This window comes from Phenylobacterium sp. (assembly GCF_036502675.1).
Classification (GTDB): Bacteria; Pseudomonadota; Alphaproteobacteria; order Caulobacterales; family Caulobacteraceae; genus Phenylobacterium.
Genome location: NZ_DASXYF010000107.1, coordinates 67,410 through 90,562, shown reverse-complemented (window position 1 = coordinate 90,562; position 23,153 = coordinate 67,410). Strand labels below are relative to the sequence as shown.

Here is a 23,153-nt window from a genome sequence, read left to right as displayed (position 1 = left end):
GTTGCACGGTCAGGGCGCAGCGCCAAAACTCCACGGGCTCTCCTCCCGTCCGTTACCTCAAGCTTCGAGTGCGCTCTCCAACGCGACCGGCAGTTTGAACCCATCAAAGTCGAGCTTCTTAATCGCCCGATCCAAGACAGGGACCATCCCCCGGTTGCCGTACCGGGTCGCCTGATTGATCGCCGACCACCCTCCCAGCGCCCGAGCCGTCTCGTCGCCAATGTCCGCCATGCGGCAGGCGTCCCGGAAGCCATGGCGGAAGCTGTGAAAGACCAGGGACGGCTGCGCGAAACCAACCCGCCGCTTGAAGCGGCCAAACCACTTCGAGAACTCGTGAGAGAAATTGCCCTTCGGCCCGGCCTTCAAGTCGGGAAACAGGCGCTCGTGATTGTGCTGGCGCTCAACAAACCGCAGGAACCCCGCCTCGACAATAGCGGGGTGCAAGGGAACGATCCGCTCACTGGCCGCCGTCTTGAGCCGCTTATCAGCGACGCGCGTGCCATCCGGTCCAAATTCCGAGAGGTTCAGGCAGTGCAGGCCGTCCACCTCGATCACATCTACGGTGCGAAGCTGGCAAATCTCGCCAGCCCGCGCGCCCGTGTAGACCGCTAAGGCCGGAACCCAGAACTTGGTCGGGGTTGCGTCGCGCAGAGGCTCCAGGGCCGCAAAGAGCGCCTTCAATTCATCGGGGGTGAAACTGCGGCGCTGGACGTTGGCGCGCCGACTCCCCGTCAACCCTTGGGCCGGGTTCTTATGAACGCCCCAGTCCCCCTGCTTCTCGGCCCAGTTAAATACGGCCGAGAGGTTCTGCATGTATCCGCCCACGGTGGTCGCGGCCATGGCGGGAAGGCCCTTCTGTTTTCGCACTGCGGCTGCCTCGCCCAGCGTGAAGCCGCGAAAGCGTTTGGAGATATTCGGCGGCAAAGCGTCGAGAAGCGCCTTTACCCTCACACAGTCGGACGCCTTGATCGCCGCGACCGCGAAATCTGAACCCAGCGTCTCCTCCAAGGCCCGGAACAGGAGCTTGTATTTTCGATCCGTGCTTTCCTTGTCGTAGGAAGCCTCACGATAGCGCCCGTACTCGCGGACGAGATCGGCGACCGTGCGGCGACCTATCGCAGCGGACGTGCTCGCGGTCAGCGGGGCGTGGGGAGCCCGCCCGCCCTCAGGATTGAACAGCGGATCAAACGTCGCCGTCTGGCCTCCATCCAACTGGTCTTTGGACACTGCGATGTCGGCCAGCAGGGCTCGTCGGACGAGGTTGATCAAGTATGCGTACTGGGACGTGGAGCGATCTACGACCGGAACCGCCGCCTTAGTCCGCGAGCGCCCCAGCTTCCGGGTCCTGGCCGCCATGCCCGCGTCGAGCAAGAGCCTGTTGGCGGCGTTTTCCACGGGGTCCATGTCATGCGGATCAGGCGCACGGATACGGCTCTCGTCTTCCGCCAGGTGGTGCAGATGGGTGCGCGCATCCAGCTTGTCGAACGACGGCTCGCGCAACACGGCCCGTTTGCGGAACCAATCGCCCACGAGGGTCTCGATATCCGCATCCGACAGAAGTTCGAGCCGCCCCGCACGGAGGGCGGCCTGCACCGGCCCTTGGGCCTCTAGCTCGGAGCGCAGTTCGTGAAACCGGCGTTCGATATCGGCCAATCGAAAGGGATAGCGCCGCTCGGCTTCCCTTGGGTCGGTGGTCCCCAGGCTTATCGCGATCTGCTCACGATTTTCGACATGACGCAGGTCCATGGGCACGCGTTTTTTGACGTACCACGTGCTGCCTCGGCGATAGACGCCAGGATAACGGCCCAAGTCGATCTCGCTCAAAGTGGTACACCAATGTGTGACAGGTGGAGCCGAGAAGCTGTTTTGGACCAAAGACTTGTGCTGAGACAAGCCCTTAGGGAGACGCTGGTGGGCCCGGCAGGACTCGAACCTGCAACCAGACCGTTATGAGCGGTCGGCTCTAACCATTGAGCTACAGGCCCCTGCAGCGCGCGTCCGCGGTTAGCATGGGCTGCATGGCGCTTAAAGGCTACGTTCAGCCACGGCTTGCGAGTTTTGCGCCCGACCTCACTCCCTCGGAGATCCCGATGAAGACCCTGATCCAGGCCGGCGCGCTCGGTCTCGCCCTTGTCGCCGGCGCTGCGCCGCAGGCCCTCGCCCAGGCTGCGGCGGCCGACGCCATGTTCCGCGCCACCACCTTCAACCTGTCGGCCAATGGCGAGACGCGGGTCGCGCCGGACATGGCCAGCATCAACCTGGGCGTCGTCGGCGAGGCGCCCGGCGCCGCCGCCGCCCTGGCCGCCAACTCGGCCAAGATGAACCGGGTGATGGCCGCCCTGAAGAAGGCCGGGATCGCGGCCAGGGACATCCAGACCTCCGGCCTGAACCTCAACCCGCAGTACGTCTACCCGCAGAACCAGCCGGCCAGGCTCACCGGCTACCAGGCGAGCAGCCAGGTGACGGTGACGGTGCACGACCTGGCCAGGCTGGGCCAGGCCGTCGACGCCACGGTGGGCGCCGGCGCCGACCAGGTGAACGGGATCAGCTTCGGCCTGGACGATCCGTCCACGGCGGAGGACGCCGCGCGCCTGGCGGCCGTCCGGGCGCTTTCGGCCAAGGCCGACCTCTACGCCAGGGCCACGGGCCTGCGCGTGGCGCGGCTGGTGTCTCTGAGCGAGGGTGGCGGCTACACGCCGCAACCGCCGGCGCCGATGATGGCCATGGCCCGGATGGAGAAGTCCGACGCCACCTCGGTGGCGCCCGGCGAGCTGCGGGTGCGGGTGGACGTGACCGGCCTCTACGAGCTCAGCCGCTGAGCCTACAGGCCGGCGTCCTTGAAGGCCCGGTCGAGGCGGTCGACGACCATGCGGCCGGGAAAGGCCCGCTCGCCTTCCATGACGGCGGCGTAGATCAGGCCGCGGCCGGCGATGGGACCGGCCGCCCAGGCCACGACGCGCGAACCGTCGGGGTTGCTGTCGCAGCTCATGGCGCGGGGACGGCCGTCCTTGGCCACCGCCTGCAGGAGGTCGCCCACCGTGCGCCGGCCGGGCGCGTCGCAGGCCGGCAGCGGCCGGGCGCAGGCGGTGTGGGTGTTGTAGCGGTAGGCGGGCCGCGCCTGGCCGGAGGGGGCGACCAGCACGCAGGTGTTGGGATCGCCGATAGCCTGGGAGATAGCTTCGTCCAGCCGGTCCGCCCGCACGCCGTCAGGCAGCTTGGGGGCGCAGGCGCCCAGGGCCAGAATCGCGCAGAGCCAGCTCGCCCCGGCCGCCGGCCAGATCACGCGGCGTGCTTGATCTCGTTGCCCTCGCCCAGCAGGACGACGGTGGGGGCGTAGTTGCGGGCCTCCTCGGCCGGCAGCTGGGCGTAGGTGACGATGATCACGTTGTCGCCCTTCTGCACCAGGCGCGCGGCCGCGCCGTTGACGCCGATCACGCGCGAGCCGCGGGGCGCCTCGATGGCGTAGGTGGTGAAGCGGGCGCCGGTGGTGATGTTCAGCACGTCCACCTGCTCGTGCGGCAGGATGCCCGACGCGTCCAGCAGGTCGCGGTCGATGGCGATCGAGCCCTCGTACTCCAGGTCGGCCTGGGTGACCGTGGCGCGGTGCAGCTTGGCCTTCATCATGGTCAGCAGCATGGGGACCTAAGGGCTCCTTGGAACACTCAAGACGCGCGGGGCCGAGAGACGACAGCCCGCCAACAACAGGGACCGCGCATATAGACATGAAATCGTTCATGTTCAATTGCCGCGACGCAACATCGCTTCCGCCGGGTGAGGTCCACGGCCCCCGGCCGCAGGCGACGGGGGTGGTCAACCCGGATATTTTCCACGCCGGCCAAGCGGATAGCGCGACATTCTGTACTTCATGGCGCGCCGCCCCGCGGCGCCGGACCGCCGCCGCAACACATCGTTCACTGTTCTTCCACGCGAAGGCTTAACCGCGACGCGCGAAGGTTGCGCCAGGAGGGCTGGAACATGGATCCGATAGCCGCCGCGCGATACGGCATGATGGTCGCAGCCAAGCGCTTCGAGGGCGCCGCCGACCGGATCGCCGGGACGGACGGGGCGTCCGCGACCGACGACACCCAGGCCGTGACCGACATGGTGCAGGCCAAGCATCAGTACGTCGCCCAGGTGCAGACGCTCAAGGTCGCCGACGAGATGTGGCGCGCGCTGATCGACCTGCAGGCCGGAAGCCACGCCAGGCCCTGACGCCGCCGGCCGTTGACCGCCGCCCCCGCGGCGTCTAGCCCGCGGGGCATGGCGCTGCGCTCCCTGTTCACGACCCCCGTCTACGAGGCCTCGCTGGCCGCCCAGCCCGGGTTCGCCGGCTTCAACGGCGAACTGGCGGCGGCCTGCCGCATGCTGGCGGAGGAGGACGCCGCCGGCCGCGCCTGGTGCCGGCGGGAGGGCTACGGCGGCTACACCTCCTACGCCTCGCTGGACGACCTGCCGAAGCGAGCCACCGTGTTCGCCCAGCTGAAGACCCGGCTCGACCGCCACGCGGCGGTCTTCGCCGAGGCCCTGGCCTTCGACCTGGGGGCCGGGCGGCTGAAGCTCGACAGCCTGTGGGTCAACGTCCTGAAGCCCGGCGCCGCCCACTCCGGCCACGTCCACCCGCACAGCGTGCTCTCCGGCACGGTCTATGTGGCGGTCCCGCCAGGCGCGGGCGCCCTGAAGCTGGAGGACCCGCGCCTGCCGCTGATGATGGCCGCCCCGCCTCGGCGCGCCGACGCCCCCGAGGGCGCCCGCAGCTTCGTCTACCTGGCTCCGGAGGAGGGCGCGGTCCTGATGTGGGAGAGCTGGCTGCGCCACGAGGTGACGCCGCATCGCGGCAAGGGCGAGCGGATCAGCCTGAGCTTCAATTACGGATGGCGGTAGGGGCGCGCCGGGGTCTCGAAAACCGTGCGGAGGCGAGGGAAAAGTCTTTCAATGTCCTGGGGTTGTGCATCCGGAAGTGCTTACAGGCCTTTACGAGATAAGCGCTTTCAGGGGTCGTAAACAGCACTTCCGGGGTGGCGCGAAGTTGGGAACAAAACAAGAATATCACAGGCCCGCGGAAGGGCAAGGAACGGCTTTCGCCGGACGCGGCGACGGGGCCGGACAGTGGCTGAGTTCGAGGCGCGGCGGGCATGGCGCCCGGACCGGCTGCGGCTATGCTGTCCGGGAGAGTCGGGGGAGCGTCCAAGGCTCCATTGGCGAAATGTACGCGGTGGACGGCCGGCGCGCTCGCGACGATGAAATTCAGATCTGACCTGGGACCGGCCGCGCGCCGGGACGGCGGCTGGGGAGCGGCGGCTTTCGCGGGCCTGGCCGTCCTGGAGCTGCTGCTCGTCTTCATGCACTCGCCCTGGCGGGACGAAGAGCAGGCGTTGCTGATCGCCCAGCAGCCGGTCCGGGCGCTGTTCGACCTTCTGCATTACGAGGGGCATCCGGCGCTATGGTACCTGCTCCTGAAGGCGGGGACGGCCGTGACGAGCTCGCCCATGGCGCTTCCGTTCGTGCAGGCGGCCGTGAGCCTTGGAACCCTGACCGTCCTGTGGCGCGCCTCGCCCTTCACCTGGCCCGTCAAGCTGCTGATCGGCGCAGGCTACTTCGTGTTGTTCGAATACGGGGTGATCGCCCGAAGCTACGGCCTCGGCGCGTTGCTGTTCTTCACCTTCGTCGCCCTTCGGCGCAGCCCGTGGGCCTGGGTGGTCCTGGCGTTGCTGGCGAATGTCGCGCTGCACACCGCCATCCTGGCGGGGATCTGCGCCGTCTGGCTGATCTCGGAGGGGAGATGGTCCCGGGCCGGCGCCGCAACCCTGGCCGCCGGAGGCCTGATCTCCCTGGCGACCCTGTGGCCGGCCGCAGACCTGGTCCGGGCGCTGCCGCTGGAGGGCGGCTGGTTCGCGCAGCTTCTCGTCGCCCTCTCGTGGAATTCACTGTCCATTCTGCCGGCCTGGCCGATCGATGCGACGCCGGGCTGGTCTACGCGCACGCCAGCCTTGGCCAGCATCACCCTCGGCGCCCTGCCCCCGCTGCTCGGCGCGGTCGCGCTGCGGCGCAACCGGCTGCATGTCCTGCTGTTCCTGGCCTTTTACGCAGGTCTCTTTGCGGTATCGGCCTTGGTCTATACGAGCTTCCCCCGCCATTTCGGCCTGGCGGCCATGCTGTTCATCGGATTGCTCTGGGCGCAGGCCGAAGCCGGCGAGCGGCTTCACCCGACAGCCTGGGCCTGGCTTGGAATCATGGCGGTGGGCGGCGCCTGGTTCGCCGCCAGCGCCCTGGTCCAGCCCTTCTCGAACGCGCGGCAGCTCGCGGCCTGGATCCGGTCCCAGGGCCTTGAGGACCAGCCCTGGGCGTCGATGCCCGGCTACCACGGCCTGACCCTGGCGGCCCAGCTCGGCCGCCCGAGCTACAACCTGCAGAAGGGATGCCGCGACACCTTCCAGCGCTGGGACTACAACCCCGAGGCTCCGATGTCGGACGCGGACCTCGCGGCTCGCCTGGGAGCGTTCTCGCAAGCCGTGAACGGCGGCTACCTGTTGACGGATCGTCCCCGGCTGCCCGTCACCGACGCGACGAAGGTGGCCGGGTTCGCAGGCGGCATGTTCGGCCAGCCGCTCTACGTCTACCGGCTGGCGCCCGGCGGCCCGGAGCGAAGGCCTCCGCCGGACTGCCGTTGAGGCGGCCGCGGCGAAGGCGGGCAGGTCGGCGTGCGCTTCAATCGCGGGCGGGGCGGTAGGCGCCGGCGCTCCGGCGTGCTCCCCTGGCGGGCATGGCCGCCTCGCCACCGGAGTCCGCATTCCCGCCGCTCACCGCCCGGGCGGTGCTGCTCGGCGAGCGCATCGACACGGTGGGGCTGGAGCGGCGCGACGCCGTCTCCACGACCCCGCTGGCCTTCGGCGTCGGCGAGCAGGGCTTCGCCGTGGTGTTCCGTTATGGCGTCGTGGTGCTGATCGGCCTGGACCCCCTGGCGGAGGATGAGGTCCTGCGCGGCATAGGTCCCCGGGTGGTGAGCCCCTTCGCTCTGAGGGAGGAGGAGACGGCCCGCCTGGCCCCCGCCGGCGACCGGGAGGAGCGGGTGGAGCCCGACGGCGCGATCTGCATCGCCGACCGCTCGCCGCAGCGCCTGCTGGTGGTGGCCGACGCCCTGGCCAAGAGCGCGGCCCTGGCCGACGACGAACGGCAGGTGGCGCAGGTGTTCGACACCATCGAGCCCTGGGCGCGGGAGCTGGCCCGCCGCGGCCGCGGTCCCGCCGGCCGCCGGGCGATGATCCGCCTGATCGGCGCGGCCCTGCTGGTCGAGCATCGGGTTTCCGGCCGCGTGGCGGTCAGCGACAAGCCCGACATCCTGTGGGACCGGCCCGACCTGGAGCGGCTCTATGCGCGCCTGGAGACCGAATACGAACTCGACGAACGGGCCGAGGTGCTGAACCGCAAGCTGGGCCTGATCGGCCAGACCGCCCGGCTGATGACCGACCTGATCGACACCGAGCGCTCCCTGCGGCTGGAGTGGGCGATCGTCGTGCTGATCGTCGCGGAGATCGGGCTGACGCTCTATCAGATGGCCAGCGGCGTGGCGGGTTGAGGGGGCGGCTGGGGCCGCCTGTCAGAGAATCCACCCGCAGCCGGAACAGACGAGAGACGGAACGCCGAGCTCTTCTTAGCGCTGCTCGCGCGTGTGGAAGATGCGCGTCACGATGACCGTTCGCTCGTCCACCCGATAGCGGACAACATAGCCGTCGCGGCCGAACCTCATTGGAAGTTCACGCAGGCCGGTCGCTGTTTCGCGGCCACGCTAGGCGTTGTCCTGAAGAGACAGCAGGCCCCGCGATATGGCGGCAAGAGCGCGACGCGCGGCTTGCGGGTTCTTCGTCGCCAGGAAGGCAGCCAAGCGCACGAAGTCCCCACGAGCGGCCGGGGATAACTTTACGTCGCGCTTCACTTGCGCTCGGCAAGCCGCTTTTCGAGTTCGTCACGAAAGAACGTCACGCCTTCTTCGACGGACATGAACTCCCCGGTGCGATCGTATTCGGCGAGGCGCCGGAAATCCTCGCCCCAGTCGTCGGACAGGCTATCGGCGATCAGGTCCGCTGCGTAGTCGCCCACCGGCACACCCGCCGCGTCCGCAGCTTCCTGCAGGCGGCGCGCGGTCTCATTGTCGAGCTTGAGGGTCAGTTCGCCCTCGGCCATGGGGCCATGGGGCCATGGGGCCATGGGGCCATGCTCCCGCCGACGGCGGGCGGCGTCAACTATCCAGGAAGCTGCGCAGCTTGCGGCTGCGGCTGGGGTGCTTGAGCTTGCGCAGGGCCTTGGCCTCGATCTGGCGGATGCGCTCGCGGGTGACGCTGAACTGCTGGCCGACCTCTTCCAGGGTGTGGTCGGTGTTCATGCCGATGCCGAAGCGCATGCGCAGCACCCGCTCCTCGCGCGGCGTCAGGCTGGCCAGCACGCGGGTGGTGGTCTCGCGCAGGTTCGACTGGATGGCGGCGTCGATCGGCAGGACGGCGTTCTTGTCCTCGATGAAGTCGCCCAGGTGGCTGTCCTCCTCGTCGCCGATCGGCGTCTCGAGGCTGATGGGCTCCTTGGCGATCTTCAGGACCTTGCGCACCTTTTCCAGCGGCATGGCCAGCTTCTCGGCCAGTTCCTCCGGGGTGGGCTCGCGGCCGATCTCGTGCAGCATCTGGCGCGACGTGCGGACGATCTTGTTGATCGTCTCGATCATGTGCACCGGGATGCGGATGGTGCGCGCCTGGTCGGCGATCGAGCGGGTGATCGCCTGCCGGATCCACCAGGTCGCATAGGTGGAGAACTTGTAGCCGCGGCGGTACTCGAACTTGTCCACCGCCTTCATCAGGCCGATGTTGCCCTCCTGGATCAGGTCCAGGAACTGCAGGCCGCGGTTGGTGTACTTCTTGGCGATGGAGATCACCAGGCGCAGGTTGGCCTCGACCATCTCCTTCTTGGCCTGGCGGGCCTCGCGCTCGCCCTTCTGCACCGTCTGGACGATGCGGCGGTAGTCGTCGATCGGCACGCCGGTCTCTTGCGCCAGCGCGGCCACCTCGTGGCGGATGTCGTTGACCTGGCCGCCGTCGTTGCCGACGAACTTCGACCAGCGCACGCCCATCTGCTTGACCGTGTCGGTCCAGTTGGGGGCCATTTCCGAGCCGAAGTAGGCCTTGAGGAACTCCAGCCGCGAGATGCCGTAGCTGTCGGCCAGCCGCAGCAGCCGGCCTTCCAGGCCCATCAGGCGCTTGTTGATCGCATAGAGCTGCTCGACCAGCGCCTCGATGCGGTTGTTGTTCAGCTTCAGCGTCTTCAGGTGCTGAACAATGGCGCCGGAGGCCACCTCATAGGCCTTGCGGTCGGCCGCGCCCAGGTCGGCGCCCCGCAGGCGCTGGGAGACCAGCTTTTCCTGCAGGCGCCGGAAGGCCTCGAACTCGGTGGCGATGGCGTCGAGGGTGGCCATCACCCCTTCGCGCAGCTCGCCTTCCATGGCGCTGATCGTCGGACCCGCGCCGTCGTCGAAATCGTCGTCGTCGTCGCCCTCGGCCTTGGCGACGGCCTCGCCGTCCTCGGTCACCTCGGCGGCGGCGGGCTCTTCCTCCACCACCTCGGGGGGCGCCAGGGCCTCGGCCGCGCCGGCGTTCTGGCCGCCGTAGGTCTGCTCGAGGTCGATCACCTCGCGCAGCAGGATGCGGCCGGAGCCCAGCTCCTCGCGCCAGACCATGATGGCTTCGAAGGTCAGCGCGCTTTCGCACAGGCCGCGGATCATGGTGTCGCGGCCGGCCTCGATGCGCTTGGCGATGGCGATCTCGCCCTCGCGGGAGAGCAGCTCCACCGAGCCCATCTCGCGCAGGTACATGCGCACGGGATCGTCCGTGCGGTCGTAGGCCGCCTCCTTGACGGTCTCGACGACCTGGGTCTCCTCGCGGACCGCGACCTCGCCGCCCTCGGCGTCCTCCTCGGCCTCGACGACGTTGACGCCCATCTCGGACAGCATGGCCAGCGTGTCCTCGATGGCCTCGGAGGTCACTTCCTCGCTGGGCAGCACCTTGTTCAGCTCGTCCATGGTGACGTAGCCGCGGGCCTTCGCCTGCTTGATGAACTTCTTGACCGCAGCATCGGTCAGGTCGAGCAGCGGCCCGTCGCCGCCTGTCTCGCCGCCTGCGGTCGTGGTTTCGGCTTCGGCCGTGGTGGTGGTCATCCAAATCTCCGACATCGGCTGCGTCCGCCCCATGCAAGGGTCGGGCCGCCGATGGTTAATGGGTCGCCGGGCGCCGTATTCCTACGACCCCCCAGTCTCCCAGATCGTTCCCGTTCTGATCGCGCGCTTCAGTGCGTCGCGTTCGGATTTAAGCCGCATCAACAGCGCCGCGCTGGTCCCGCCGCCACCCAAGTCCTGCTTGGCGGCGATCAGAGACGCTTCCAGCGCAGCCAGCCGCGACATTGCGGTAAAGCCGACCGACCACTGCGACCTAGCGGCTTCGAGGGAAACATCCGGTCCGAGGAAGGGCGCGCCCGATGCCGCGGCGGCCCGATGGATGTCTGTCAACAGCTCACTAAACCCGCACGCTGCCAGATGGCGTGCGAGGGATGCAGAGTCAAGATGATCCTCATCCAACCGGACCCGGATGATTTCCTTCGTCAATCCTGCGACGGCGGAATCCCCGAAGCCCTGGGCGGTGAAATCGTCTTCGAGATACGAATCCAACACCGGCGGATCATCCAGCGCATACTTGGCCATGGCGGCCGGAAGCAGCTCCAGACCTGAAGCGAGGCGTTTTGCCGCAGCCCTTCCTTCCGCGGTCGGCGGACCGGCTTCCCATTCGGGGGGTGCGAAGCCGCCGCGGCGGCGGCCGCGCGGGCGCTGCGGCGAATCGGGCCGCCCGACGCGGGGCGGCGGCGAGAGGGCGTCGAAGCGCTCGAACAGCGCCTCGCGGTAGGCCTGGGCCAGGTCCTTGTCGGCGATCGCCTGGGCCGCCTGGCGCAGGCGTGCCTTCAGGCCCGCGCGGCGCTCGGGCGTGTCCAGCGGCTCCAGGTCGCGCTCGCGGCGGAACAGGGCGTCGACGAAGGCCGTGGCGGCGGAGAGCTGCGCCCGCAGCGCCGCCGCGCCCTGCTCGCGCAGCACTTCGTCGGGATCCTTGCCGCCCTGCACCAGGGCGAAGCGGAAACTTTTGCCGGGCTTGAGCAGCGGCAGCGCCCGGTCGACGGCCCGCGAGGCCGCCTGCAGCCCCGCCCGGTCGCCGTCGAAGCAGAGGGTGGGCTCGGGGTGCAGCCGCCAGAGCATCTCCATCTGCTCTTCGGTGAGCGCGGTGCCCATGGGGGCGACGCCGGCCACCCCGGCGCGCTGGCAGGCGATGGCGTCCATGTAGCCCTCGACCACCACCAGCAGCGGCGCCTCCTCGCCGCGGGCGGCGGCCAGGATCTTCCGCGCCTCGGCCAGGCCGTAGAGGTTGCGGCCCTTGTGGAAGACGCCGGTCTCCGGGCCGTTCAGGTACTTGGCGCGGGCCTGGGGATCCATCGCCCGCCCGCCGAAGGAGACCACCCGCCCGCGGCCGTCGGCGATCGGGAAGATGATCCGGTCGCGGAACCGGTCGTAGGGGGCGGCGGCGTCCTCCGGCGCGATCAGCAGCCCCGCCTCCACCAGCTCGCCGGGCCGGGCGCCCTTGGCGACCAGGTAGTCCTTCAGGGCGGTGCGGCCGGCGGGCGAATAGCCCAGGCGGAACCGGCCCCACTCGGCCTCCGGCAGGCCGCGGCGCTGCAGGTAGGCGCGGGCCTCGCGGCCGACGGGGCGGCGCAGCTCGGCCTCGAACCACTGGGCGGCGGCCTCCAGCCAGTCGCCGAGCCCCTGGCGCACCTTCTCCTGCTCGGCGGCGCGCGGATCGGCGGCGGGCAGCGGCACGCCGGCCTCGGCCGCCAGGCGCTCCACCGCCTCGACGAACGACAGCCGTTCGGTCTCCTGCAGGAAGCTGATCAGGTCGCCGGTCTTGCCGGAGGAGAAGTCGAAGAACTGGCCCTTGTCGTCGTTGACGTAGAACGACGGCGTCTTTTCCTTGTTGAAGGGCGACAGGCCGACGTACTCGCGGCCCTGCTTGCGCAGCTTCACGGTCCGGCCGATCACGTCGGAGGGCCGCAGGCGGGACTTGATCTCGTCCAGGAAGCGCTCGTCGAACCGCACGGCTAGACCCAAAATCGGAAGGCGTTGAAGCCCTCGAAGATCAGCTGGCCAGGCACGCCGGCCCAGCCGGCCAGGTCGGCGGCGGCGCCGAAGACCAGGCGGTTGAGGGGCGACGGGGTCAGCAGCAGCACGGCGAAGCCGATGAACAGCAGGCCTTCCAGCTTGCGCAGGCGCAGGGTCAGCGCGCCTGGCAGGAAGGGGCGCAGCGCCCCGTAGCCGTCGAGCCCGGGGATCGGCAGCAGGTTGAGGCAGAAGGCGGTGGCCTGCAGGAAGGCCAGGAACGCCAGCGCCGGCGCCAGGGCCTGGGCGTCGGGCGCCGCGGCGCGCAGAACGGCCAGGCCGCCGGACAGGAACAACAGCACGACCAGGGTCATGCCCGGCCCGGCCAGGGAAGCGGCCGCCCGCCAGAGCGGGCCGCGCATCAGGTCCGGCCGCAGGTAGACCGCCCCGCCCGGCAGGCCGACGCCGCCGACCGCCAGCACGACGAGCGGGATCACCAGGCTGGTCCCGGCGTCGAGGTAATGGCGCGGATCGAGGGTGAGGTAGCCCTTGGCGGCCACGGTGTGGTCGCCGCCCAGCCAGGCGACGAGCGCGTGGCCGAACTCGTGGGCCATCACCGCCAGCACCCAGCCCACCAGCACGAAGCCGAAGGTCAGCGGGCCGCGCAGGTCCGGGACGAGGCCGAGCGCCGCGCCCAGGGCCAGCCAGGCCAGCAGGATCAGCCCGGCGGTCGGGCTGATCGCCGGGGCGGCGGCCGTTTCGGGCTGTGTCTTGGCGGGGGCCGACATCGTCGCGGCAAACCTAGCACGCGCGGCGGCCGGAGGGGAAAACCGCTCACCCGATGGCGTCGACCCAGGCGGGGAGCTCGGCGATGGTGGCCAGCTCGGCGAAGCGCGGATGGTTTGCCGGGGCCTCGGCCGCCTCGTGCGCCCAGAGCAGCGGATAGGGCACGTGCGCGGCCCAGGCGCCGGCCTGAAGCGCCGGCAGGACGTCGGAGCGCAGGGAGTTGCCGCACATGGCCGCCTGCGCCGCCCCGGTCCCGTGGCGCCCGAACACCCGGGCGTAGGTGGGGGCGTCCTTCTCGCTGACGATCTCCACGGCGGCGAACAGGTCGCCCAGGCCCGACGCGGCCAGCTTCTGCTCCTGGTGCAGCAGGTCGCCCTTGGTGATCAGCACCAGGCGGTAGCGCTCGGAAAGCGCGGCCAGCGCCTGGTCGACGCCCGGCAGCGGCTCCACAGGATGGGCCAGCATCTCGCGCCCGGCCGCCAGGATCTCGCGGACCACGCGGCCCGGCGGCTCGCCGCCGGTGAACTCCATGGCGGTCTCCAGCATGGAGAGGATGAAGCCCTTCACCCCGTAGCCGTAGAGCCTGAGGTTGCGCCCTTCCACCTCGGCCAGGCGGGTGGTGACGGCGGGCGCGTCGGCCACGTCCGACAACAGGGCGAAGACCCGCTCCTGGGTCAGGCGGAAGACCGTCTCGTTGTGCCAAAGGGTGTCGTCGGCGTCGAGACCGACCGTTGTGATACGCATGGTTGCAGGTCCTAGCAAAATCGACGCTTCGGTCGAAAGCCTGGGCAGAGGCCGCCACGGCCGCACAAGCTTCAGGCGCCTGACGTTTTTGCACTGCAGCGCCGTTCTTCGGCATAATAACTTAAGGCGTGTTCGCGGACGAGGTTGTCCGGCGCGTGGATATGAGTGAGTCGGTGGGAGGACGGATGGCGGCGGGGCCGTTGCAGAGAGGGTTCGCCGCGCTGGCCCGGATGCTGGGCGGCCGGGCCCTGGCGGACGCGGAGGCCGACGCGCGCCTGGCCCGCGACCGGTTGCGCGACGCCATCGAGGCCATCCCGGAAGGGGTGGTGTTCCTGGACAGGGAGGGGCGCTACATCCTCTGGAACCAGCGCTACGCCGAGATCTACCACCGCTCCGCCGACCTGTTCGAGGCGGGCGCACGGCTGGCGGACACCTTGCGCATCGGCGTGGAGCGGGGCGACTATCCCGACGCCGTCGGCCACGAGGAGGCGTGGCTGGCCGAGCGCCTCGACAAGCTGCAGACCCCGAGCGGCCAGCGGCACGAGCAGCGGCTGGCCGACGGCCGCTGGCTGATGATCGAGGAGCGGCGGACCACCGACGGCGGGATCATCGGCCTGCGGGTCGACATCACCGAACTCAAGGCCCAGGCCGACGCGCTGACCCAGGCGCTCGCCAAGGCCGAGGCGGCCAGCCGGGCGAAGAGCGAGTTCATGGCCGACATGAGCCACGAGCTGCGCACGCCGCTGAACGGCGTGCTGGGCCTGGGCGAGGCGCTGCAGGCCACGCCGCTGGACGAGAACCAGCGCAACCTGCTGTCCGACATCCTGGCCTCGGCCGGCCGGCTCGACCGGCTGGTGAACGGCCTGCTGGACTTCGACGAGACCGAGCGGACGCCGGCGTCGGCCGGCGCGCCGCAGGCCTCGGCGGACGGCGGGGACCCGGATGCGGTCCGCGTGCTGCTGGCCGACGACAACCCCACCAACCGGCGGGTGATCGAGCTGATGCTGGGCGCGGCCGACGTGCAGGTTGTGAGCGTGGAGAACGGGGCCCAGGCGGTGGCCGCCTGGCGCTCGGCCCGGTTCGACGTGATCCTGATGGACCTGCGCATGCCGGTGATGGACGGGATCGAGGCGATCCGCACCATCCGCGCCGACGAGAACGCCCGCGCCCTGCCCCGCTCGCCGATCATCGTGCTGTCGGCGAACACGGCGCCCACGGACCGGGCGGCCACCGCCCAGGCCGGCGCCGACGGCCACCTGGGCAAGCCGGTGAAAGCCGAGGAGCTGATCGGCGCCATCTCGGCCGCGCTCGGGGACGAGGGCGCGCCGCCGCATTGACCCCGCCGCGGCGACTGACTACCTACGCGCCGGTTTGGACGAAGGCCGGCCGGCCTTTCGCCGCCCCCGAAGACCCGGAGCCGCCCATGAGCCGCGACCTACTGCCCGGCGCGACCGGCGTCCTGGTGCTGGCCGACGGCACGGTCCTGCAGGGGATCGGCGTCGGCGCCGCAGGGTCGGCCGTGGGCGAGGTGTGCTTCAACACCGCCATGACCGGCTACCAGGAGATCCTCACCGACCCTTCCTACATGGCCCAGATCGTGGCCTTCACCTTTCCCCACATCGGCAACACCGGGACCAACCTCGATGACCTGGAGCAGATGTCGGGCTCGGCGGCGACGGCGGCCCGGGGCGCAGTGTTCCGCGACGTCCCCACGCCTGCCGCCAACTGGCGCGCGGACTCCGACCTGGCGGGCTGGATGGCGCGGCGCGGCGTGGTCGGGCTGGCGGGCGTCGACACCCGCGCGCTCACCCGGCTGATCCGCCGGCGCGGCATGCCCAATGCGGTGATCGCCCACCACCCGGCCGGCGCCTTCGACCTGGAGGCGCTCGCCGCCCAGGCCCGCGACTGGTCGGGAATCGTCGGGCTGGACCTGGCCAAGGACGCCACCTGCCTGCAGCCCTTCACCTTCGACGAAGGCCTGTGGTCGTGGCCCGAGGGCTATGGCCGGCGGCCGGCCGCCAGGTACGAGGTGGTGGTCCTGGACTATGGGGTGAAGCGCAACATCCTGCGCGCGCTGACCTCGGTGGGGGCGCGGGCGACCGTGCTGCCGGCCGCGGCCACGGCGGAGGAGGTGCTGGCCCGGAAGCCCGATGGCGTGCTGCTCTCCAACGGCCCCGGCGACCCGGCGGCCACCGGCGTCTACGCCGTGCCGGAGATCCGCAAGCTGGTGGACAGCGGCGTGCCGGTGTTCGGCATCTGCCTGGGCCACCAGATGCTGGCCCGGGCCATGGGCGCCCGCACGGTCAAGATGGAGCAGGGCCACCACGGAGCCAACCACCCGGTGAAGGACCTGACCACCGGCAAGGTGGAGATCGTCTCCATGAACCACGGCTTCACCGTGGACCGCGACAGCCTGCCCGAGACGGTGGTGGAGACCCACGTGTCGCTGTTCGACGGCACCAACGCCGGGGTGGCGCTGAAGGGCCGCCCGGTCTTCTCGGTGCAGCACCACCCGGAGGCCTCTCCCGGGCCGACGGACTCGCTCTACCTGTTCGAGCGGTTCGCGGGGCTGATGGACGCGGCGAAGTAGGTTTTTGTCCACGAACCGGGATTCACAACCCTGGCGTTTTCGGGCCTCCGGATTGCACGCCGGGCGAAATCGTACTAACGTCGGGGCATCGAACTCGTAAGGTTCGGCCGACTTTCCACGCCCTTCAACCGGGCGCCGGACCTGCCTCCCGACCCTTCTCGATCTTTGATCGGCTGCGTGAGCTTGCGTGGTTCGGAATATCTATCGAAGGAATATGGATCTCTATGCCTACCGGCACCGTCAAATGGTTCAACGGCCAGAAGGGCTATGGCTTCATTCAGCCCGACGAAGGCGGCTCTGACGTCTTCGTGCACATCTCGGCCGTGGAACGCGCGGGCCTTCGCTCGCTGAACGAAGGTCAAAAAATCAAGTACGAACTCGAGCGCGACTCCCGCAGCGGCAAGACGTCCGCAGGGCAGCTGGAAGCTTAGGTTCCGCAGGCGGCGCGCCAAGGCGCCCGTCCGCAACAACTACCATGGGCCGGTCCCGGCGGGGATCGGCCCATTTTCATCGGGCCTCAGACTACGGCGAAGAAGCCGTGCTCGCCGCTGATGCGCACCTGGCAGGCGCGCCCACCGTCGAGCATTTGCCGCGCCCGCTTGTTGGCGGTGGCCTTGGCGATCTCCTTGTCGGGGGAATGACCGAAAATGGAGCCCTCATGCTCCACGACCCAGACGCCTTCGTGCCGTGTGACGGTAAGAACCGCCCTATCCTGACCGATTTTCATCCGGGGCGTATAACACACAATCCCGTGCGCCAGGGGTTTTTTGCGAATATTCCTTGCAGACGCGGCCCTCTTCCTGCATTATGGCGGGATCAAATCTCGTTTTGGCTCGCCTACCGTTCCCGCCGTCTTCGATAATTCGGCCCAGAACTCGACCCTCTCCGAAAATTTGATCTCGCAGCCTAAACTTGGGCGCGAGAACTCGTGTCCGGAAAGGGACTATTATGCAAACTGGCACCGTCAAGTGGTTCAACGGCCAAAAGGGTTTCGGCTTCATCGAGCCGGAAAACGGCGGCAGCGACGTGTTCGTGCACATCTCGGCCGTGGAACGCGCCGGGCTGGGCTCGCTGCACGAAGGTCAGAAGATCAGCTTCGAGCTGGAGCGTGACCAGCGCAGCGGCAAGATGTCCGCCGGCCAGCTGCAAGCCGGCTGAGGTCAGAGCCGCACCGGCGGCGACGCGGTTCCGCGTCGCCGCCGGTGCTGGCGTCTTCCTGACGGAGGCGCCGGGGACCACAGGTCCCGTGACGCTGGTGGTGAAGGCTGAACGCCCCGCCCGGATAGCGACCCGCAAGACACGCCCCGAAGAGCGGCGCCGAGGCGGATGACGAAACAGAAAAAGGACGCCATATGGCGAAAGAAGAACTCATTGAATTCGATGGCCTGATCACCGAACTGCTGCCCGAGGGGCGCTTCCGGGTGCGGCTGGAAAACGACCACGAAATCCTGGCCTACACGGCCGGCCGGATGAAGAAGAACCGGATCCGCTCGATGGTCGGCGATCGCGTGACGGTCGAGATGACCCCCTACGACCTGGACCGCGGCCGCATCACCTTCCGGCACAAGCCCGAGGGCGCCCGCACCGGCCCCGCCCCCGCACGCCCGCAATTCCGCAGACGGTAAGACTGATTTCTTGAACAAATTCGACAGCGAAGCCTTGCTTCGCGCCCTGCTCGCCGCCAGTCCCGGCGTGAGCGTGCATGCGGTTCGCGCCGCCCATCCGGCGTTCCGCGCCATGTCCTTCGATCACCTAGGCCTGCGCATCGACCGCGCGCTCCGGCGCAGCGCCGCCACCGGCGGAAAGTAAGACGCCAGCGGCGAGGCCGCCGCCCTGCCCCCTTTCCATCTTGAACGTCATCCCCGGCTGGAGCGCGTATGCGCGGAATGCCGGGGACCCATGCAGACCAAGGTCCAGGATGGATCGTCGGGTTCGATGTTCATGGAGGGCCGGGACAAGCCCGGCCAGAACGTCTTGATATCAGGACGTCTTGATACCAGGACGTCTTGATAAGGGTATGCGCGCCTCCGCCCTCGGTCAGGTTCCCGACAGTTAACGCTGTTCATTAGCGAATTCTTCGCCGCCACCGGCGATAACGAACGCTGTTTTTCGAACGGGGCGCGGAATGCTCGGGCGCGCGGTCGCAGAAGACCAGGCTGCAATCGGCGCGCCCGCGCCCGCCCGGACGGCGGAGGCGGTCCCGCTTGCGCTGACCACGATCGTGGTGGGCCACGACGGCGCCGCGGCCCGCCAGCTGGCCGGCCTGGTGCGCGAGGCCCTGCCGCACGAGAGCGTGGTGGTCTGCGCCGGCGCGGTGGAGGCCATCGCGCGGGCGGAGATCTCGGGACAGTTCGGCCGGACCGCGGCGATCTTCGTCTTCGACCTGCGCGGCCGCCTGGCGCGCGACCTGGCCGACGAGCTGCGCAGCGTCAGCAAGGCCAATCCCGGCGCCGAGCTGGTGGTGGTGGCGGACCGGCGCGAGGACGCCCCGCTCGCAGCCTGCCTGCAGGCGGTTCGCAGGCCGGAGAAGCTCAGCTTCCTGCTGGCGCCGCTGCATCCCCCCGAGGCGGTGGCCGTCATCCGCACCATCGCCCTGCGCCACCACGCGGTGAACCGGCCGACGTCGGTGCAGGAGCTCGGCACGATCAAGGGCCTGGAGACCGAACTGCGGGAGGTGCACGCCCGCCTGGAGATCGCCATCCACGCCGCCCGCCACGACGGGTTGACCGGCCTGCTGAACCGCACGGGCTTCCTGGAGGAGCTGAACCTGCGGCTGGGCCGCAGCCGCCAGCGGCAGACGGTGCTGCTCATCGACCTGGACCGCTTCAAGCTGGTCAACGACACCCTGGGTCACGAGGCCGGCGACGACCTGGTGCGCAAGGTCTGCACCGCCATGCAGGGGGTGATCCCGGCCGGCGGCGTGCTGGCCCGGCTGGGCGGCGACGAGTTCGGGATCATCGTCGAAGGCGCCACCGACCGCGGGATCTCCGACTTCTGCGGCCTGATCCTGCGGGTGTGCGCCCAGGGCCGGCGGGTGTCGGGCCACGAGGTGGTGGTGACCGCCTCCATCGGCGTGGCCCACCAGGACTCCAGCGGCGCCGACATGGTGCTGATGCGCCACGCCGACCTGGCGCTCTACGTCGCCAAGCGCGCCGGCCGCAACCGCTACCGGGTGTTCGACACCGCCATCGACAAGGCCGCCAAGCACCGCAGCTCCATCGAGGCGGGGCTGGAGCGCGCCCTGCACAGCGACCAGTTCAAGATGGCCTACCAGCCGATCGTCAAGGCGGACACCGGCCAGATCCAGGGCTTCGAGGCGCTGATCCGCTGGAACAGCCCCGAGCACGGCCAGATCTCGCCGGCGGAGTTCGTGCCGATCGCCGAGGAGACCGGGCTGATCCTCGACCTCGGCGACTGGATCACCCGCCAGGCCTTCAAGGACTGTCGCCGTTGGGGCGGGCCCTATGTGTCGGTCAACCTCTCGGCCCGGCAGTTCCTGCGCCACAACGTGGCCGAGCGGATCCTGCAGTACGCCGCCGACGCCGACGTGCCGCCGCAGCGCATCCAGATCGAGCTCACCGAAACCGCGATCATCGACGACGTGGTGCGGGCGGCGGAGAACCTGGAGATCCTGCGCGCCGCCGGCGTGCGGGTCGCCCTCGACGACTTCGGCACCGGCTATTCCAGCCTGGTCTACCTCAACCAGTTCGCCATCGACTGCATCAAGATCGACAAGTCCTTCGTCGACACCATCACGCGCGACCGCCAGTCCGCGGTGATCGTCGCCTCGGTGGCGCGGCTCGCCGCCTCGCTGGGCATGAGCGTGGTGGCCGAAGGCGTCGAGACCGAGGCGCAGCGCCAGATGCTGATCGCCGCCGGCTGCGACGCCCTGCAGGGCTTCCACTTCGGCCGGCCGATGATGGCCCGCGAGGTGGCGGCCGCCCTGGCGGCGAGCCCGGCTTGACAGCGGCCCCGGCTGTCGGGGGATATGAGCGCGGCAGCAAGGGAATCCGCAGGTGAGAATGGTCCGATACGCCGTCGCCGTGGCGGCCGCGCCGCTGTTCGCCGCCGCCGCCCCGGCGGCCCCGCCCGCGAACCCCGCGCCGGCCGCCCAGCCGCCGGAGCCCGGCGCAAGCTCGGGCGAGGAGGTGCGGCGCAAGGCCGGCGGGATCATCACCCAGCCGGCGCGCGACGTGGGCCTCTCCCGCAAGCAGATCCCGCCGGTGCTGGCCGCCGCCGCCCGGGGCCCCTACAGCCTCGACGGGCTGAAGACCTGCAAGTCGCTGGTCGCGGCGATCCAGAACCTCAACCAGGTGCTGGGCCCGGACTACGACGCCCGCAGCAAGCCGACGGAGAGCCGCGCCGGCAAGCTCGCCGAGGCGGGCGGCGCGGCGGTGGTCAATTCGCTGATCCCGTTCCGCGGCGTCGTGCGCGAAGTCTCCGGCGCTGCGCCCGCCGACCGCCGCCTGAACGCGGCGGTCGACGCCGGCCTGGCCCGGCGCGGCTTCCTGCGCGGCGTCCACCGCCGGCAGGGCTGCAAGCCGGGCTTCTGAGGCCAAGTTTCCGGCTTGCCCGGCCCGGACTTTGTCCTAGGCTGCCGGCATGAGCACGCAAGCCTCCCCCGCGAAGCCCGCCGCACGGCTCGGACGCGTCGGCGTCTGGTCCGGCGAACTGCGCCGGGCCGCGCCCGCCGCCCGGGCGGAGGCGGCGGCCGAGCTGGACGCCCTGGGTTATGGGGCGATCTGGATGCCGGGCGGAATCGGCGGCGAGATCCTGGCCGACGTGCGGGCCCTGCTGGACGCGACCCGGCGGGCCTCGGTCGGCACCGGCATCATCAACATCTGGAAGCACGAGCCCGCCGAGCTCGGCGCCTGGTGGCGCGGGCTGCCGGCCGAGCTGCAGGCGCGGACCATGCTGGGCCTGGGGGCGAGCCACGGGCCGCTGATCGGCGCCGAGTACGGCCGGCCGCTGGCCACCATGCGGGCCTTCCTCGACGGACTGGACGCCGAGGGCGTGCCGGTCCAGTCCCGCTGCCTGGCGGCGCTGGCGCCCGGGATGCTGGACCTGTCGCGCGACCGCTCGGCGGGGACCCACCCCTACCTCGTGCCCCCGGAACACACCGCCGTGGCCCGCGCGCGCGTCGGGCCGGACGCCCTGGTGGCGCCCGAGCAGGGGGTGATCCTGGAGACCGACCCGGCCCGGGCCCGGGAGATCGCCCGCCAGGCGGTGGGCGTCTACCTGGGCCTGCCCAACTATCTGAACAACTGGCGGCGCCTGGGCTATTCCGAGGACGACGTGACCGGCTTCAGCGACCGGCTGTGCGACGCGGTGTTCGCCTGGGGCACGACCGAGCAGATCGCCGCGCGGGTGAAAGCCCACTTCGACGCCGGCGCCGACCACGTCTGCCTGCAGGTGCTGCGCGGCGCGCCGGGAAGCGACATGTCGCTGCCGACGCGGCAGTGGCGCGAGCTGGCGGCGGCGCTGCTCTGAGCGGCCGCGCTACAGCCCGAACGTGACGTGGCCTTCGGCGTCGATGGCCCAGCCCGGGTTCCAGGCGATCTCCCAGGCGTGGCCGTCGGGGTCGGCGACATAGCCGCGGAAGCCGCCGTGCGGCGGAGCCTCGCCCGGCCGCAGCGCCCGCCCGCCCGCCGCGGCGAGCCGGTCGAGGAGCGGCTGCACCTGGTCTTGCGAGCCCACGTTGTGGGCCAGGGCGACGGCGGCCGGGCCAGGGCCGGCGGGGCGGAGCATGTCGGCCTGCAGCGCAGAGCCGAGCCAGGTTCCGAGCATCAGGCCGTTCATCTGGTAGAAGACGATCTCCGGGTTCTCGAACACCGGCGTCCAGCCGAAGCCGTCGACGTAAAAGCGCCGCGAGCGCGCCAGGTCGGCGACGCCCAGGGTCACGACGGAAATCTGTTGCTGCATGGTCCACGTCCTTTCAGGTCCCCGGCGCCCGATGCGCCGGCGGTGAAGGCCATGGGACTCGCCGCATTGCGACGGACAGACCCGCGACAGGCGCGGGGGCCGGACTAACCATACCGGCCAGTCTTTTTCGACGGGGAGAGCTTAGCGCGCGGCGGCGGATGCGGGAAGGCGCGCCGACAGCGGGAAGATCGTTGGCGTGTCGCTCGCCACGCAGCCGTGTTCACATATTGTTCCTATAAACAAGCTGTACTATGGTGGTGATCATTTTTCGGCATCAGCGAAGGACCTCCCATGCGAGCCGTCACGGATTTTCGGATCAGCCGTGCGAAGGCGGCGATGCCCGCCCTCGCAGCCATGGCTCTGCTGGCGCCGCAGAGCGCCTTTGCGGGCGAGGACCGGATGTCGTCCAGCTGTTCGACGCGGTTTGCGCGCGCCCGGCCGACGCCGCGGAGACCGTGACGGCGGCCCGCGCGCAAGGCTTTGTCACGCCGCCGGCCTCCTACATCGGCTCGATGCCCGCCAGCGGCGGCGTCAAGCTGTGGAAGGCGATCGAGGGCCGCATGCTGATGATGTTCCTGGACAGCGGCCCCTTCCCGGGCTTCGACGACCTCGACTCCGAAAGTTGCCACTTCTTCCTATCGCCCGGCGTCCCGGCGTATTGCAGCGCCTGGAGACTTCGCTGGGTCTTGGCGCCGGCGAATCCGCACGGGACGGCAGCAAATCCATCGCCTGCGCGGCGGACGAGGCAGGCGCCAGGCGCATCGACCTTCACGATGACAAGGCGCTGGAACAAGAGGCCCGGAGCGGTCGACTAAGGCTGGTGATGTACGCCAGCCTGAAGAACGAGGCCGGGGACGACATGATGATGGTCCTGGTGAAGCCGACGCCCAGATGACGCACGCCGGCCACGCCGGCGCCCGATCAGCGAGGCCTGCCCTTGCGCGC

At 69.9% G+C, this 23,153-nt stretch carries 25 protein-coding genes, 1 tRNA gene and 1 pseudogene; 15 read left to right on the top strand and 12 right to left on the bottom strand.

The annotated features are described in order from the left end of the window. Window positions 1-57 precede the first annotated feature (57 nt). Together VGL30_RS13980 and VGL30_RS13975 are read right to left on the bottom strand one after the other, a co-directional pair. A complete protein-coding gene (locus VGL30_RS13980) occupies window positions 58-1,824 on the bottom strand; it encodes a site-specific integrase (protein ID WP_331540616.1) in 1,767 nt (588 codons plus the stop codon). 85 nt (window positions 1,825-1,909) lie between these two features. After that, window positions 1,910-1,985: transfer RNA gene (locus tag VGL30_RS13975), tRNA-Ile, on the bottom strand. 105 nt (window positions 1,986-2,090) lie between these two features. On the opposite strand from VGL30_RS13975, the gene VGL30_RS13970 reads away from it, so the two are divergent. Further along, complete coding sequence (locus VGL30_RS13970; protein ID WP_331540615.1) at window positions 2,091-2,819, top strand: SIMPL domain-containing protein; 729 nt, start codon at window positions 2,091-2,093, stop codon at window positions 2,817-2,819. Window positions 2,820-2,821: 2 nt separating this feature from the next. Here VGL30_RS13970 and VGL30_RS13965 read toward each other — a convergent pair whose 3' ends face one another. Together VGL30_RS13965 and panD are read right to left on the bottom strand one after the other, a co-directional pair. Continuing rightward, window positions 2,822-3,283, bottom strand: coding sequence for a hypothetical protein (locus VGL30_RS13965; RefSeq protein ID WP_331540614.1), 462 nt, complete (start codon window positions 3,281-3,283; stop codon window positions 2,822-2,824). Beyond that, window positions 3,280-3,636 (bottom strand): aspartate 1-decarboxylase, encoded by a 357-nt coding sequence (gene panD / locus VGL30_RS13960; protein ID WP_331540613.1) that lies wholly within the window; start codon window positions 3,634-3,636, stop codon window positions 3,280-3,282. Before panD ends, VGL30_RS13965 begins: the two co-directional genes overlap by 4 nt. A gap of 339 nt (window positions 3,637-3,975) precedes the next feature. On the opposite strand from panD, the gene VGL30_RS13955 reads away from it, so the two are divergent. From VGL30_RS13955 to VGL30_RS13940, 4 genes are all read left to right on the top strand, one after another. Further along, window positions 3,976-4,212 carry a flagellar basal body rod C-terminal domain-containing protein gene (locus tag VGL30_RS13955; protein WP_331540612.1) on the top strand — a complete coding sequence of 79 codons (237 nt, stop codon included), beginning with the start codon at window positions 3,976-3,978 and terminating at the stop codon, window positions 4,210-4,212. A gap of 48 nt (window positions 4,213-4,260) precedes the next feature. Continuing rightward, on the top strand, window positions 4,261-4,881 hold the full coding sequence (locus VGL30_RS13950) for a TIGR02466 family protein (RefSeq protein ID WP_331540611.1): 621 nt from the start codon (window positions 4,261-4,263) through the stop codon (window positions 4,879-4,881). A gap of 356 nt (window positions 4,882-5,237) precedes the next feature. Next, a complete protein-coding gene (locus VGL30_RS13945) occupies window positions 5,238-6,668 on the top strand; it encodes a hypothetical protein (RefSeq protein ID WP_331540610.1) in 1,431 nt (476 codons plus the stop codon). 92 nt (window positions 6,669-6,760) lie between these two features. Further along, window positions 6,761-7,573: an RMD1 family protein gene (locus VGL30_RS13940; protein ID WP_331540609.1), complete on the top strand. Its 813-nt coding sequence runs from the start codon at window positions 6,761-6,763 to the stop codon at window positions 7,571-7,573. A 75-nt stretch (window positions 7,574-7,648) separates the two neighbouring features. Here VGL30_RS13940 and VGL30_RS18845 read toward each other — a convergent pair whose 3' ends face one another. The 6 genes from VGL30_RS18845 to VGL30_RS13915 all read right to left on the bottom strand — a co-directional run bounded on the left by VGL30_RS18845 (window position 7,649) and on the right by VGL30_RS13915 (window position 13,696). Beyond that, window positions 7,649-7,759: a type II toxin-antitoxin system RelE/ParE family toxin gene (locus tag VGL30_RS18845; RefSeq protein WP_414695003.1), complete on the bottom strand. Its 111-nt coding sequence runs from the start codon at window positions 7,757-7,759 to the stop codon at window positions 7,649-7,651. Between the two features lie 167 nt (window positions 7,760-7,926). Next, window positions 7,927-8,178, bottom strand: coding sequence for a hypothetical protein (locus VGL30_RS13935; protein ID WP_331540608.1), 252 nt, complete (start codon window positions 8,176-8,178; stop codon window positions 7,927-7,929). 55 nt (window positions 8,179-8,233) lie between these two features. Continuing rightward, a complete protein-coding gene (gene rpoD / locus VGL30_RS13930; protein ID WP_331540607.1) occupies window positions 8,234-10,192 on the bottom strand; it encodes an RNA polymerase sigma factor RpoD in 1,959 nt (652 codons plus the stop codon). An 81-nt stretch (window positions 10,193-10,273) separates the two neighbouring features. Then, entirely contained in the window at window positions 10,274-12,166 is a 1,893-nt protein-coding gene (gene dnaG / locus VGL30_RS13925) for a DNA primase (RefSeq protein ID WP_331540606.1), read from the bottom strand. A 2-nt stretch (window positions 12,167-12,168) separates the two neighbouring features. Further along, complete coding sequence (locus VGL30_RS13920) at window positions 12,169-12,954, bottom strand: site-2 protease family protein (RefSeq protein ID WP_331540605.1); 786 nt, start codon at window positions 12,952-12,954, stop codon at window positions 12,169-12,171. A gap of 46 nt (window positions 12,955-13,000) precedes the next feature. Next, a complete protein-coding gene (locus tag VGL30_RS13915) occupies window positions 13,001-13,696 on the bottom strand; it encodes an HAD family hydrolase (RefSeq protein ID WP_331540604.1) in 696 nt (231 codons plus the stop codon). Window positions 13,697-13,857: 161 nt separating this feature from the next. Between VGL30_RS13915 and VGL30_RS13910 the strand changes: the two genes are divergently transcribed. The 3 genes from VGL30_RS13910 (at window position 13,858) to VGL30_RS13900 (ending at window position 16,717) form a co-directional block, all read left to right on the top strand. Continuing rightward, window positions 13,858-15,033, top strand: coding sequence for a response regulator (locus tag VGL30_RS13910; RefSeq protein ID WP_331540603.1), 1,176 nt, complete (start codon window positions 13,858-13,860; stop codon window positions 15,031-15,033). A gap of 86 nt (window positions 15,034-15,119) precedes the next feature. After that, the gene (gene carA, locus VGL30_RS13905; RefSeq protein WP_331540602.1) at window positions 15,120-16,286 is read left to right on the top strand and encodes a glutamine-hydrolyzing carbamoyl-phosphate synthase small subunit; all 1,167 of its coding nucleotides are present in this window, start codon (window positions 15,120-15,122) and stop codon (window positions 16,284-16,286) included. Window positions 16,287-16,510: 224 nt separating this feature from the next. Further along, window positions 16,511-16,717 (top strand): cold-shock protein, encoded by a 207-nt coding sequence (locus VGL30_RS13900; protein WP_331540601.1) that lies wholly within the window; start codon window positions 16,511-16,513, stop codon window positions 16,715-16,717. Between the two features lie 86 nt (window positions 16,718-16,803). On the opposite strand, the gene VGL30_RS13895 is transcribed toward VGL30_RS13900, so the two are convergent. Next, window positions 16,804-17,013, bottom strand: a complete 210-nt coding sequence (locus VGL30_RS13895; protein WP_331540600.1) for a hypothetical protein — start codon at window positions 17,011-17,013, stop codon at window positions 16,804-16,806. A gap of 221 nt (window positions 17,014-17,234) precedes the next feature. Here VGL30_RS13895 and VGL30_RS13890 point away from each other — a divergent pair, with 221 nt between their 5' ends. The 6 genes and pseudogenes from VGL30_RS13890 (at window position 17,235) to VGL30_RS13865 (ending at window position 21,776) form a co-directional block, all read left to right on the top strand. After that, the gene (locus VGL30_RS13890; RefSeq protein ID WP_331540599.1) at window positions 17,235-17,444 is read left to right on the top strand and encodes a cold-shock protein; all 210 of its coding nucleotides are present in this window, start codon (window positions 17,235-17,237) and stop codon (window positions 17,442-17,444) included. 194 nt (window positions 17,445-17,638) lie between these two features. Next, a pseudogene (gene infA, locus VGL30_RS13885) lies at window positions 17,639-17,854 on the top strand (translation initiation factor IF-1); the annotation flags it as partial. 67 nt (window positions 17,855-17,921) lie between these two features. After that, window positions 17,922-18,095, top strand: coding sequence for a hypothetical protein (locus VGL30_RS13880; RefSeq protein WP_331540597.1), 174 nt, complete (start codon window positions 17,922-17,924; stop codon window positions 18,093-18,095). A gap of 316 nt (window positions 18,096-18,411) precedes the next feature. Then, the gene (locus tag VGL30_RS13875) at window positions 18,412-20,250 is read left to right on the top strand and encodes a bifunctional diguanylate cyclase/phosphodiesterase (RefSeq protein WP_331540596.1); all 1,839 of its coding nucleotides are present in this window, start codon (window positions 18,412-18,414) and stop codon (window positions 20,248-20,250) included. A 58-nt stretch (window positions 20,251-20,308) separates the two neighbouring features. Next, entirely contained in the window at window positions 20,309-20,839 is a 531-nt protein-coding gene (locus VGL30_RS13870; RefSeq protein WP_331540644.1) for a hypothetical protein, read from the top strand. 49 nt (window positions 20,840-20,888) lie between these two features. Beyond that, on the top strand, window positions 20,889-21,776 hold the full coding sequence (locus VGL30_RS13865) for a TIGR03620 family F420-dependent LLM class oxidoreductase (protein ID WP_331540595.1): 888 nt from the start codon (window positions 20,889-20,891) through the stop codon (window positions 21,774-21,776). 9 nt (window positions 21,777-21,785) lie between these two features. Here VGL30_RS13865 and VGL30_RS13860 read toward each other — a convergent pair whose 3' ends face one another. Continuing rightward, on the bottom strand, window positions 21,786-22,208 hold the full coding sequence (locus VGL30_RS13860) for a VOC family protein (protein ID WP_331540594.1): 423 nt from the start codon (window positions 22,206-22,208) through the stop codon (window positions 21,786-21,788). A gap of 251 nt (window positions 22,209-22,459) precedes the next feature. Between VGL30_RS13860 and VGL30_RS13855 the strand changes: the two genes are divergently transcribed. Beyond that, window positions 22,460-23,023 carry a hypothetical protein gene (locus VGL30_RS13855; RefSeq protein ID WP_331540593.1) on the top strand — a complete coding sequence of 188 codons (564 nt, stop codon included), beginning with the start codon at window positions 22,460-22,462 and terminating at the stop codon, window positions 23,021-23,023. Window positions 23,024-23,153: the final 130 nt, after the last annotated feature.